The organism is Pseudomonas nitroreducens NBRC 12694, from assembly GCF_002091755.1.
GTDB lineage: Bacteria > Pseudomonadota > Gammaproteobacteria > Pseudomonadales > Pseudomonadaceae > Pseudomonas > Pseudomonas nitroreducens.
In genome coordinates, this window is the sequence record NZ_BDAI01000005.1 from 43,285 (window position 1) to 55,924 (window position 12,640).

Annotated in this window: 12 protein-coding genes; 3 read left to right on the plus strand and 9 right to left on the minus strand. The window is 62.9% G+C overall.

The window, feature by feature from the left end; translation table 11 throughout:
• The first annotated feature begins 11 nt into the window (after positions 1-11).
• The 3 genes from PNI01S_RS15005 (at position 12) to PNI01S_RS15015 (ending at position 2,142) form a co-directional block, all read left to right on the plus strand.
• A complete protein-coding gene (locus PNI01S_RS15005) occupies positions 12-302 on the plus strand; it encodes a DUF2845 domain-containing protein (RefSeq protein WP_024765334.1) in 291 nt (96 codons plus the stop codon).
• On the plus strand, positions 299-622 hold the full coding sequence (locus tag PNI01S_RS15010; protein WP_024765333.1) for a DUF2845 domain-containing protein: 324 nt from the start codon (positions 299-301) through the stop codon (positions 620-622). The genes PNI01S_RS15005 and PNI01S_RS15010 overlap by 4 nt, the downstream gene beginning before the upstream one ends.
• 65 nt (positions 623-687) lie before the next feature.
• Positions 688-2,142 (plus strand): rhomboid family intramembrane serine protease, encoded by a 1,455-nt coding sequence (locus tag PNI01S_RS15015; protein WP_084358518.1) that lies wholly within the window; start codon positions 688-690, stop codon positions 2,140-2,142.
• A gap of 63 nt (positions 2,143-2,205) precedes the next feature.
• Here PNI01S_RS15015 and PNI01S_RS15020 read toward each other — a convergent pair whose 3' ends face one another.
• From PNI01S_RS15020 to nusA, 9 genes are all read right to left on the minus strand, one after another.
• Positions 2,206-2,403: a CsbD family protein gene (locus tag PNI01S_RS15020; protein ID WP_024765331.1), complete on the minus strand. Its 198-nt coding sequence runs from the start codon at positions 2,401-2,403 to the stop codon at positions 2,206-2,208.
• A 46-nt stretch (positions 2,404-2,449) separates the two neighbouring features.
• A complete protein-coding gene (locus PNI01S_RS15025; RefSeq protein WP_024765330.1) occupies positions 2,450-2,797 on the minus strand; it encodes a BON domain-containing protein in 348 nt (115 codons plus the stop codon).
• Positions 2,798-2,990: 193 nt separating this feature from the next.
• Positions 2,991-4,412 (minus strand): DUF4013 domain-containing protein, encoded by a 1,422-nt coding sequence (locus tag PNI01S_RS15030; protein WP_084358519.1) that lies wholly within the window; start codon positions 4,410-4,412, stop codon positions 2,991-2,993.
• Positions 4,413-4,506: 94 nt separating this feature from the next.
• Complete coding sequence (gene pnp, locus PNI01S_RS15035) at positions 4,507-6,612, minus strand: polyribonucleotide nucleotidyltransferase (protein ID WP_037014346.1); 2,106 nt, start codon at positions 6,610-6,612, stop codon at positions 4,507-4,509.
• Positions 6,613-6,781: 169 nt separating this feature from the next.
• The gene (rpsO, locus tag PNI01S_RS15040) at positions 6,782-7,051 is read right to left on the minus strand and encodes a 30S ribosomal protein S15 (protein WP_017518939.1); all 270 of its coding nucleotides are present in this window, start codon (positions 7,049-7,051) and stop codon (positions 6,782-6,784) included.
• A gap of 98 nt (positions 7,052-7,149) precedes the next feature.
• A complete protein-coding gene (gene truB / locus PNI01S_RS15045; RefSeq protein ID WP_037014352.1) occupies positions 7,150-8,064 on the minus strand; it encodes a tRNA pseudouridine(55) synthase TruB in 915 nt (304 codons plus the stop codon).
• Between the two features lie 3 nt (positions 8,065-8,067).
• Positions 8,068-8,457: a 30S ribosome-binding factor RbfA gene (rbfA, locus tag PNI01S_RS15050; protein WP_024765327.1), complete on the minus strand. Its 390-nt coding sequence runs from the start codon at positions 8,455-8,457 to the stop codon at positions 8,068-8,070.
• 106 nt (positions 8,458-8,563) lie between these two features.
• Positions 8,564-11,089 (minus strand): translation initiation factor IF-2, encoded by a 2,526-nt coding sequence (gene infB, locus PNI01S_RS15055; RefSeq protein ID WP_084358520.1) that lies wholly within the window; start codon positions 11,087-11,089, stop codon positions 8,564-8,566.
• 27 nt (positions 11,090-11,116) lie between these two features.
• Positions 11,117-12,598: a transcription termination factor NusA gene (gene nusA / locus PNI01S_RS15060; protein WP_038803375.1), complete on the minus strand. Its 1,482-nt coding sequence runs from the start codon at positions 12,596-12,598 to the stop codon at positions 11,117-11,119.
• Between the last annotated feature and the right edge of the window lie 42 nt (positions 12,599-12,640).

The following is a 12,640-nucleotide window of genomic DNA, read 5'->3' on the forward strand; positions in this document are numbered from 1 at the left end:
GGAGTCGTTCGATGAAAGCCCTGACCTGGATGTCCTGCGCCCTGCTGCTTTGCGCGGCGGGCGCCCAGGCGGAAAGCATGCGCTGCGGTAGTTCCCTGATCAACGCCGGCGACCGTGCCTGGGAAGTCGAGCAGAAGTGCGGCGCGCCGGATCACCGCGATGAAGTCGGCTATACCCTCAGCGGCTACGACCACCGCGAGTACCGGGTCGAGGAGTGGGTGTACGGGCCGCGCAACGGCACCAGCTACATCCTCACCTTCGAGGCCAACAAACTCAAAAGCATCGAGTTCAAACGCAATTGAAGCCCCTCTTCACTCTGCGCCTGGTCGCGCTTGTGTTACCGCTCACTGTCATTGCGCTGGACGCGCAGGCCGCCAGCTTGCGCTGCAACAGCAAGCTCATCAGCACCGGCGATGTCACCAGCGACGTGCTCAGCCGCTGCGGCGAGCCAGTCAGCCGTTCCTTCCTGGGCTACAAGCAGGTGCCTGGCCCCCGCTACGGCGAATCCATGGAAGTGGCCGTGGAAGAATGGATCTACGGCCCCTGGAGCGGCATGTTGTATTTCGTCCGCTTCGAGGGCAATCGGCTGAGCGACATCCAGAGCAAGCGCAGCGGCAACTGACAGCCGTGCTGGCGAGGTGCTAGTCTCGCCGCCACTCACGCCACTTGCGCCAAGGACCGGTCGCCATGGTCATCGTCCCCGCCGAGCATCCGCTGGACTGGAAAAAGCCTCCCGTCATCACGCTGCTGCTCATCGTCATCAACGTCCTGATCTACTTCGGCTACCAGGGGGGCGATAGCGCCCGGCGCGAAGAGGCCGTACGCGTCTATCTCGACCAGGACCTGCTGGGTCATGAACGCCCCTTGTTCAGCGCCTCGCTGGAGCGCCGCGACCGCCTGGAAGCCGACCAGCAGCGCGCCCTGGAGGCCCTGCCGCGTCAACAGTTGGCCTGGCTCGTTCTCTCGGACCTGGAGTTCGGCCATGAGCTGCGCGCACTGCCGGCCTTCCAGCAGGACAGAGCCTGGCAGGCCGCGCGCCTGAAAGCGGAAGCCGCCCGCGACCTGACCAGCAGCCTGCGCTTCGGCTTCATCCCCGAGCGGTTCACCGTCCAGGGCCTGTTCGGCTCGATGTTCCTTCATGGCAGCTTCTGGCACCTGGCCGGCAACATGGTATTCCTGTTCATCTTCGGCTTCGCTCTGGAAGCAGCCTTGGGACGAGCCCTGTATCTGGGCCTCTACCTGTTCAGTGGCTTCTGCTCCAGCCTGCTGTGGTGGGCGCTGGATCCGTCCTGGGTACCGGGCATCGGTGCCTCCGGCGCCATCTCCGGCCTGATGGGCATGTACATCGGCGCCTATGGCCTGCGGCGCATCCAGTTCTTCTACTGGCTCGGACCGCTGATGGGCTACCTGAAGGCACCAGCGCTGTGGATCCTGCCGCTGTGGCTGGGCAAGGAACTGTTCGGGCTGCTGCGTGCCGCCGATCATGTGAACTACTACGCGCACATCGGCGGGCTGGTCTCCGGCTTCCTCGCCGTCTGGCTGCCGCGCAAACTTGGGCGGATGCCGGTCGACGAGGCCTACCTGGCGAAGGAAGACCCAGAAGCCCCTTTCAAGCGCGCCCTGGCATCGTTGGATGAGCAGATCGGCCGCTTCGCCCTCGACCAGGCCGCCGCGCGCGGTGCGGAGTTGCTGCGGCAGTTCCCGGGGCAACCTTTGCTGGTCGAGCGCCTGTATGGCTTAGCCAAAGGGAGGCAGGACCGGGGCTTGATGAGCGAAACCCTCAAGCAGTTGTTCGCCCTGCCGCCCTCCCCGGCGGCCGACTCACTGCTGCGCAGACTGGCTGAGGAAAGTGCCGCCAGCGATACCGGGCTGCTTGCACATCCGGCCATTCAATTACACCTGCTGCGCAAGCTGCTACATCGCAATGAGTCCGTGCAGGCACTAAGCAGCTGGCGCCGGCTGGCGCGCTCCGCCCTGCGTCCCGAAATGCTGCCGGGCCTGACCCTGCAACTGGCCAAGCAGGTTGGCCAGAAGGGTGAGCTGCAGACCGTGCACGAACTGTCACGCTTCCTCCGTCAGCACTACCCGGAAGCCGACCCGACCCGCCAACTGACGATCTACCAGCAACACCTGGCCCCTTGATTCACCCACGAAAAAGCCCCGCCGGCGTACCGGCGGGGCCTTGATCATCCCTGGGTTCAGGCGCTACAGGTGGCGGCTGAAGTCGCGGACTTCCTCTTCCGCTTTCTCGCGGGTCCAGCCGTAGCGCTCCTGCAGTTTGCCCACCAGGTATTCGGCGTGTCCGTCCGCCGCCTGCAGGTCGTCGTCAGTGAGCTTGCCCCACTTCTCCTTGAGCGAGCCGGAGAGCTGCTTCCACTTGCCTTTGATGACGTCAGTGTTCATGGCGATCCTCCTGTTCGGAGTTGGATGGGGTGAGAAGCCGTGGTGCTTACTCGACCGACTTCAGGCCGTCGGCGGACACAGCGGTCACGCCTTTGATGCCCTTGGCGGTCTTGATCGCGAGTTCCTTCTCGGCGTCGGTCTTGACGTTACCGGAGAGCGAAACCACACCTTTGTTGGTCTCGACCTTGATGTTGGTGCCACTGATGTCCTTGTCGGCGATCAGGCTGGATTTCACCTTGCTGGTGATCCAGGTGTCGGAAACCGCCTCTTCAGTTTTCTGGACGGTGTCATTGGCGGCCAGAGTCGTCGGCTGGGCGAACACCGAGTTGGCGAACGAGAAGCTCAGAGCGGTTGCGGTGGCAGCGGCAAGGGCCAGTTTGTTGAAACGTTTCATGGCGGTTTCTCCTGAATTGTTGGAAAACTGCGGCCCGTTCCTGGCTGCAGTTGCACTAGGACTATCGCAAGCCCTGTGCCAGCTTTTACGATCCAGCAAAAACCTTATTAATCAACAACTTAACAAGTCAGCCCAAACAGCGACCGCTTGCAGTTTGCAAAGTCTGCCGCTGCGCTCCATGCAGGTTGCACGATCAGGTACCTGAGCTCCTGCCCAACTTCGCCAGCACGGCCTCAAGCTGCACCACCTCGCCCATCTGCTCGAACGCCGGATAACGCTGGCGAATGAAAGCCAGCAACTGCTGGGCGGGTTCCACCTGCCCCAGCTCCTCCGAAAACGCCCGTGCCGCCATCAGGTAGGCGCGGGGAATGCCGGGGTAATCTGGGTAGCGCTTGTGCAGGTTGCGCAGCAGGCTCAGCCCCTCGCGGGCCTTGTGGCGCTCGATCAGCACCTCGGCAATGCGTTCGCAGACGCTCGGGTCCTCGGGCAGGTAGTCCGCCTGCAGTTGCCGGGCATTGAGGAAGGCGCTGGCAGCCAGCTGCGGGTTGAGCCGGCTGGCCAGGCTCAGGTAGTGCGGCAGGTGATTCAGGCATTCCGCACGCTCGTTCAGGGCGAAGAGCAACTGGTGATAGCGCTCATTCAGCTTGAGATCCTGGCGGCCTTCGCGCAGCGCCGCGACGAGGATCTCCAGCGCCACGCCGGTCTGTCCCTCCTTGACTCGTACCTCCGCCTCGGCCAGTGCCTTGCGGCGGTGCCATTCCGGCGCGGCGTAGCCGGCCGGGGCGTCCTCCCCGGCGGATACGTAGCCCAGTTGGCCCTGATACTGGAACACGGCATAGCCCATCATGGCGCACATCACCACGGCGAAATAACCCGTCAGGCCTGCCACCACCGGGACCATCACCACCCGCGGCAGCCCGTTGGAGAGAAGCCAGGCGACATAAGTGGGCGACTGCCAGAGGATGAACAGGAACACGCAGAGGATCAGGTAACGCCAGCCCATGGCCGCGATCACCTGCCCCACTTCGCTGGGGCTCAGCGCGACCCCCAGGCTCTTGTCCAGGGACAGCCGGATGATGCTCGCCGGCAGAACCAGCATGACCGCGATATTGGCTGCCCAGTAGATCGCCTCGCTGTGGAAATCGGCAGCCAGCCACAGCAGCACCAGGGCGATCAGGAATACCGCCAGTTGCTGGAAGAACATCCGCAGACTGTCGGGGCTGAAGGCTTCGAGCAGGCCTGGAGCTTCCTGGCCGCCAAAACTCGCCGTTTCGATCACGCTATGCAGGTATTTGGTCGCCACGCTGAACAGGGCGATCCAGAGCACGAACATCGGCGGCATGAATACACAGGCCAGTGCCAGCAAGACACAGAAGGCCAATGGCCCGGCCTGGAATCCGTAGGCGAAGAACTTCGGCAGGCGCTCCCAGAAAGGTTGCGCGGTATTCGCCGCGCCGAGGGAGCGCAGATGGCCCCGGCACAACGGGCACGACGGCGCGTACTCCGGCGCATCGGCATTGAGCGGAATGCAACAGTCGCCGTAATGGCGCTCGCAAGGCTGACAGTGCCAGGTCGCGGGCTGGGCACTGTGGTAATGACAGTAGCGCTTGTCCATCTCGGGGCATCCTTGGAGCGAGATCGGCGGAAAGCGCATTCTCAAGGCAAAAAAAGAGGGCCCGCAAGGGGCCCTCTCTTCATTTCGCTACCGCTTAGACGCCAGAGGCTTCAGCAGCGGCTACGTCCTTGATGGACAGCTTGATGCGGCCACGGTTGTCCACGTCCAGAACCAGGACTTTGACTTCCTGGCCTTCCTGCAGAACGTCGGTGACCTTGTCGATGCGCTTGTCGCTGATCTGCGAGATGTGCACCAGACCGTCCTTGCCCGGCAGGATGTTGACGAAGGCACCGAAGTCCACGATGCGCTCGACCTTGCCGACGTAGATCTTGCCGATCTCGGCTTCCGCGGTGATACCCAGGACGCGCTGCTTGGCAGCCTCGGCAGCTTCCTTGGTTTCGCCGTAGATCTTCACGCTGCCGTCGTCTTCGATATCGATCGAAGCCTTGGTCTCTTCGCAGATGCTGCGAATGGTGGCGCCGCCCTTGCCGATGACGTCGCGGATCTTGTCGGTGTCGATCTTCATCTGGATCATGGTCGGAGCGTTCTCCGACAGCTCGGCGCGCGGGGCGGCGATGATCTGGTTCATCTGGCCGAGGATGTTCAGGCGAGCTTCCAGGGCCTGGCCCAGGGCGATCTCCATGATCTCTTCGGTGATGCCGTTGATCTTGATGTCCATCTGCAGGGCGGTCACGCCCTTGTCGGTACCGGCGACCTTGAAGTCCATGTCGCCCAGGTGGTCTTCGTCACCCAGGATGTCGGTCAGGATGGCGAACTTGTCACCTTCCTTCACCAGGCCCATGGCGATACCGGCCACCGGCGCCTTGACCGGAACACCGGCGTCCATCAGCGCCAGGGAAGCACCGCAGACGGAAGCCATGGAGCTGGAACCGTTGGACTCGGTGATCTCGGAAACCACGCGGATGGTGTAGGGGAACTCGTCCTGGCTCGGCAGCATGGCAGCAACGCTGCGGCGTGCCAGACGGCCGTGGCCGATTTCACGACGGCCAGCGCTGCCCATGCGGCCACACTCGCCAACCGAGAACGGCGGGAAGTTGTAGTGCAGCATGAAGGGGTCTTTGCGCTCGCCTTCGAGGGTATCGAGCAGCTGGGCGTCACGGGCGGTGCCGAGGGTGGCAACGACCAGAGCCTGGGTTTCACCACGGGTGAACAGCGCCGAGCCGTGGGTCTTGCCCAGTACGCCGACTTCGATCTTCAGCGGACGAACGGTGCGGGTGTCACGGCCGTCGATACGCGGCTTGCCGTTGACGATGTTTTCGCGAACGGTGCGGTATTCCAGCAGGCCGAAGACTTCTTTGACTTCACCTGCGGAGAACTGGCCTTCGCCTTCGCCGGCGAACTTGGCGACGATCTGCTCGCGCAGGGCGTCCAGGGCCGCGTAACGGTCCTGCTTGACGGTCACGGTGTAGGCCTCGGAGATAGCGGCACCGAATTCGGCCTTGATGGTGTTGACCAGAGCGGTGTTCTCGACCGGCGCGGTCCAGTTCCAGCTCGGCTTGCCAGCTTCGGTTGCCAGCTCGGCAACGGCACGGATGACGGCCTGGAACTCTTCGTGGGCGAACAGAACGGCACCCAGCATCTGGTCTTCGGTCAGTTCGTCGGCTTCGGACTCAACCATCAGCACGGCGTCGGAGGTACCGGCCACGACCATGTCGAGGCTGGAGCTCTGCTGCTGCTCATAGGTCGGGTTGAGGATGTAGCCGATTTCCGGGTGGAAACCAACGCGGGCAGCGCCGATCGGGCCGGCGAACGGAATGCCGGAGATGGCCAGGGCGGCGGAAGTGCCGATCATGGCAGCGATGTCCGGATCGGACTTCTTGTTGGTGGAAACGACGGTGCAGACAACCTGCACTTCGTTCATGAAACCTTCGGGGAACAGCGGGCGGATCGGACGATCGATCAGGCGCGAGGTCAGGGTTTCCTTCTCCGAAGGACGGCCTTCACGCTTGAAGAAGCCACCGGGGATGCGGCCGGCTGCGTAGGTCTTCTCCTGATAGTGCACGGAGAGCGGGAAGAAGCTCTTGCTCGGGTCGGCCTGCTTGGCGCCGACGACGGTGCAAAGCACGGTGACGTCGTCCATGGTGACCAGGACGGCGCCGGTGGCCTGGCGGGCAATGCGGCCAGTCTCGAGGGTGACGGTCGACTGACCGAACTGGAATTTCTTGATTACCGGGTTCACGGTTTCTCTACCTTCTCTTTAGTTGCCTTGGGGGAAATTGTGGAAATGCCGGGAGTCGGACCCGTTTTCATTCCCTATAAAAGCGAGAAAGCCGGGAGCCAGAGCCGATGAGCGGTATACACCGCCCAACGACCCCGGACTCCCAGCTTCCCACTTCAGGCTTGCCGTCTTAGCGACGCAGGCCCAGGCGACCGATCAGGGCGCTGTAACGAGAGGTGTCCTTGCTCTTCAGGTAGTCCAGCAGCTTGCGGCGCTGGTTGACCATACGGATCAGGCCACGACGGGAGTGGTGGTCTTTGCCGTTGGCCTTGAAGTGGTCCTGCAGCTTGTTGATGTTGGCGGACAGCAGTGCAACCTGCACTTCCGGGGAACCGGTGTCGCCTTCAGCTTGCTTGTACTCGTTAACGATCTGGGCTTTTTCTTGGACGCTCAGTGCCATGATGGGGCTTCCTCTGAGGTAACAGGCCAGGGACTTCTCCCTGTGTTCATAGTAAGAGGAGTGACCGTGCCTGCTGACAGCCACCCTCGGTTCCGGCCTTACGACCGAATCAGTCGACGCGGCGCCAGGCGCCCGTCTTCGACCACTTCACCGATGCCGATGAAGCGACCTTCGTGATCCTGCACCCGCAGCATGCCGAACTTCGGCATTTCGGGAGCGCGTACTGGCTGGCCATGCAGCCAGTAATAGGCGCTGTGCTCGGAGAGCTGCAACAGCGGCCAGTGTTCCAGGCCGGCATCCACCGGCAGCAGGAAACGGTCGAGGGCTTCGTTGCCGCCCTCGGCATGGACTTTCTCGAGCGCCTCCAACGTCACCGACTGGTTCAGCTGGAAAGGTCCGGCCTGGGTCCGGCGCAGGGCGGCAACGTGTGCACCACACCCAAGTTCGCGGCCGAGGTCTTCGACCAGGGTGCGGATATAGGTGCCCTTGCTGCAGGAAACGGCCAGCGTCGCACAGGGCGACTCGAAGGCGAGCAAATCCAGGCGCGCAATAGTAACAGAACGCGCCTCGCGCTCCACTACCTCTCCTGCACGAGCCAGCTTGTACAACGGCTGACCGTCCTTCTTCAGGGCCGAGTACATCGGCGGCACCTGCTCTATGTCGCCACGGAAGCGCGGCAGCATGGCCTCGATGGCGTCCCGACCAATGGTCACCTCGCGCTGCTCAAGGACCTCACCCTCGGCATCGCCGGTGGTGGTGGTCACGCCCAGTTGGGCGACGGTCTCGTAGCCCTTGTCAGCATCGAGCAGGTACTGGGAGAACTTGGTCGCCTCGCCGAAGCACAGCGGCAGGACACCGGTGGCCAGTGGGTCGAGGCTGCCGGTATGGCCGGCCTTCTCGGCATTGAGCAGCCAGCGCACCTTCTGCAGGGCCTGGTTGGAGCTCATGCCACGCGGCTTGTCGAGAATCAGCACGCCGTTGACCGCACGGCGAATGCGTTTCACCTGGGCCACGCGTTACTCCTCGGCATCGCCGCCATGACGGCGATCGGCTGCCACTGCGCGCTCTATCAGCGCCGACAGCTCGGCACCACGGCGGATACTGGCGTCATAGCTGAAGTGCAGTTGCGGCACGGTGCGCAGCTTCATCGCCTTGCCCAACTGCATGCGCAGGAAGCCCGCGGCATCGTTGAGAATGCTGGTGTTCTGCTTTACCACTTCGGCGTTGTCATCCTGGCCCATCACGGTGACGTACACCTTGGCATGGGACAGGTCACGGGCCACGTCGACGCCGGTGATAGTCACCAGGCCCAGACGGGGGTCCTTGATTTCACGCTGGATCAGCAGCGCCAGTTCGCGCTGCATCTGGTCGCCGATACGCTGGGTACGGCTGTACTCTTTGGCCATTTTCCTAACCTGCTTACCCGAGCCAGAAGGCTCCGGGCCTGAAAGCGGCAAACGCCCGGGGCAGCTTTCAAGCTGGCCCGGGCGCTGCGTTCACGCTCGAATACCCTTACAGAGTACGAGCGACTTCGACCTTCTCGAACACTTCGATCTTGTCGCCGACGCGAACGTCGTTGTAGCTCTTCACGCCGATACCGCACTCCATGCCGGCACGCACTTCGGCGACGTCATCCTTGAAGCGACGCAGGGATTCCAGCTCGCCTTCGAAGATCACCACGTCGTCGCGCAGCACGCGGATCGGACGGTTGCGGTGCACCAGACCCTCGGTGACCATGCAGCCGGCGACCGCGCCGAACTTCGGCGAACGGAACACGTCACGCACTTCGGCGATACCCAGGATGTTCTCGCGAACATCGCTGCCGAGCATGCCGGTCAGGGCTTTCTTGACGTCTTCGATGATGTCGTAGATCACGTTGTAGTAACGCATGTCGAGGCCTTCGGTCTCGACGATCTTGCGCGCACCCGCATCAGCACGAACATTGAAGCCGAACAGCACCGCGTTGGAGGCCAGCGCCAGGTTGGCATCGGACTCGGTGATACCACCGACGCCGCCGCCGACCACGCGAACCTGCACCTCGTCGTTGCCCAAGCCACTGAGCGAGCCCTGCAGGGCTTCCAGCGAACCGCGGACATCGGACTTGAGGACGATGTTGAGGGTCTTCTTCTCTTCCTGGCCCATGTTCTCGAAGATGTTTTCCAGCTTGCCGGCGTGGGCACGAGCCAGTTTCACTTCGCGGAACTTGCCCTGACGGAACAGAGCGACTTCGCGGGCCTTCTTCTCGTCGGCGACCACGGTCATCTCGTCACCGGCATCCGGGGTGCCGTCCAGGCCGAGGATCTCGACCGGAATCGACGGACCGGCTTCCTTGATCGGCTTGCCGTTCTCGTCGAGCATCGCACGGACGCGCCCGTAGTTGACGCCGACCAGCACCATGTCGCCCTGACGCAGGGTGCCATCCTGAACCAGTACAGTGGCTACAGGGCCACGGCCCTTGTCCAGACGGGACTCGACCACCACGCCACGGCCCGGAGCCGACGGAGTGGCTTTGAGTTCGAGTACTTCAGCCTGCAGCAGCACGGCTTCGAGCAACTCGTCGACGCCGGTACCCACCTTGGCGGATACATGGACGAAGGGAGCATCGCCACCCCACTCTTCCGGGATCACATCCAGAGCGGCCAGGCCATTCTTGATGTTGTCCGGGTTGGCGTCCGGCTTGTCGATCTTGTTCACCGCGACCACGATCGGCACGCCAGCGGCTTTCGCGTGCTGCACGGCTTCCTGGGTCTGCGGCATCACGCCGTCGTCCGCGGCCACCACGAGAATGACGATGTCGGTCGCCTGGGCACCACGGGCACGCATCGCGGTGAACGCAGCGTGGCCAGGGGTGTCGAGGAAGGTGACCATGCCGCGGTCGGTTTCCACATGGTAGGCACCGATGTGCTGGGTGATGCCACCGGCTTCGCCAGCTGCCACCTTGGCGCGACGGATGTAGTCGAGCAGCGAGGTCTTGCCGTGGTCGACGTGGCCCATCACGGTCACGACCGGCGCACGGGAAACGGCTTCACCTTCGAACTTCAACGACTCGGCCAGTTGCTCTTCCAGGGCGTTCTCGCTGACCAGCTTGACCTTGTGGCCGAGCTCTTCGGCGATCAACTGGGCGGTTTCCTGGTCGAGTACCTGGTTGATGGTCACCGGGGTGCCCATCTTGAACATGAACTTGACGACTTCAGCGCCCTTCACCGACATCTGCGCAGCCAGTTCGGCCACGGTGATGGTCTCACCGATATTTACTTCACGCACAATCGGTCCTGTCGGGCTCTGGAACCCGTGCTGGTTACGCTTCTTCAGCTTGCCCTTGCCACGGCCACCGCCGCGACGGCCAAAGCTGTCGTCGTCGTCACCACCACTGCGCACGACGCGCGGCGCGGTGGTCTTTTCCTTTTCCTTGATCGACGGGCGATGCTGGGCATGTTTGCGATCGCGGCGCTCGTCTTCCTCGTCGCGCTTGGGCGCACGGCGGGGCTCTTCCTTCTTGCGGTCGTCCGCAGCAGGAGCAGCAGCGACCGGCGCCGCCGGAGCAGGAGCCGCGGCGCGCGGGGCGTCGGCAGCAACCGCAGCAGCGGCAGGCGCAGAGCTGGCAGCCTGGCGAGCGGCATCCGCCTGGCGGCGGGCCTCTTCCTCAGCGGCACGCTGACGGGCCTCTTCCTCAGCCTTCAGACGCACAGCTTCTTCAGCGGCACGCTGCTCTTCCAGCTCACGCTGGCGCTCGGCCTCGAGCTCTTCAGGATCGCGCTTGACGTAGGTTTTCTTCTTGCGAACCTCGACGCTGACGGTCTTGCTGCCAGCGACTTTCAAGGTCGAAGTGGTCTTGCGTTGCAGGGTGATCTTGCGCGGCTCATCCGCGCGATCACCGTGGCTGCCCTTCAGGTGGGCCAGCAGCGCTTGCTTCTCGCTGTCGGTCACTACCTGCTCGGCATTGTTATGGGGTAGGCCCGCTTCGCGCATCTGCTGCAGCAGGCGCTCCACCGGCGTATCGACCGTCTTGGCCAGTTCTTTCACCGTGACTTGCGTCATGCACTTCTCTCCTCAGGCCGCGAATGCTTACTCGAACCAATGGGCCCGGGCGGCCATGATCAACTTGCCAGCACGCTCTTCATCCATGCCGTCGATGTCGAGCAGATCGTCAATCGATTGCTCGGCCAGATCTTCACGGGTGGTTACACCGCGCAGCGCCAGGTCCACGGCCAGCTCTTTGGTCATACCATCGAGGCTGAGCAGGTCTTCGGCAGGTTGGGCGTCGGCAAGTTTTTCTTCAGTGGCGATGGCTTTGGTCAGCAGGCGATCCTTGGCGCGCGAGCGCAGCTCGTTGACGATGTCTTCGTCGAAGCCGTCGATGCTGAGCATCTCTTCCATCGGTACGTAGGCGATTTCTTCCAGGGTGGTGAAGCCTTCCTCCACCAGTACCTGGGCGAGCTCTTCGTCGACATCCAGCTCGTCGACGAAACGCTGCAGGATGTCGCCAGTTTCAGCCTGCTGTTTGGCCTGGATATCGGCCTCGGTCATCACGTTCAGGGTCCAGCCGGTGAGCTGGCTGGCCAGACGTACGTTCTGGCCACTACGGCCAATGGCCTGGGCCAGGTTGTCTTCGGCAACGGCGATATCCATGGTGTGGGTATCTTCGTCGACGATGATCGCCGCCACTTCGGCCGGAGCCATGGCATTGATCACGAACTGCGCGGGGTTGTCATCCCAAAGGACGATGTCCACACGCTCGCCACCCAGTTCGCCGGAGACGGCCTGGACGCGGGAACCACGCATGCCGATGCAGGCGCCCTGCGGGTCGATACGCTTGTCCTTGGAGCGAACGGCGATCTTGGCGCGCGAACCCGGGTCACGGGCGGCGGCCATCACGTCGATCAGCTGCTCGGCGATTTCCGGTACTTCGATGCGGAACAGCTCGATCAGCATTTCCGGCGCGGTACGCGACAGGATCAGCTGAGGGCCGCGGTTCTCGCTGCGGATTTCCTTCAGCAGGGCACGCACGCGGGTGCCGACGCGGAAGGTTTCACGCGGGATGATCTGGTCGCGGGCCAGCAGCGCTTCGGCGTTGTTGCCCAGGTCGACGATCACATTGTCGCGGGTGACCTTCTTGACGGTGCCGGAGATGATCTCGTTGACCTTCTCGCGGTAGGCGTCGACCACCTGAGCGCGCTCGGCTTCGCGAACCTTCTGCACGATGACCTGCTTGGCGGTCTGTGCGGCGATGCGGCCGAACTCGATGGACTCGATCTTCTCTTCGATGACTTCACCGGCCTTCATGCCGGGGTGCTCTTCCTGCACGTCTTCGACGGTCAGTTCAGACGCCGGATTGGAGTAATCCTCGTCTTCGACGATGGTCCAGCGACGGAAGGTTTCGTAGTTGCCGTTGGCGCGGTTGATTTCCACGCGCAGGTCAACGTCGTCCTCGAAACGTTTTTTGGTCGCGGTTGCCAGGGCCAGCTCCAGCGCTTCGAAAATCACGCCAGGCGGAACACCCTTCTCGTTGGATACCGACTCAACAACCAGCAGTACTTCTTTGCTCATCGTACGCCTCGCCTTTCAATCCATTGGAATCCGCGCTCTGGC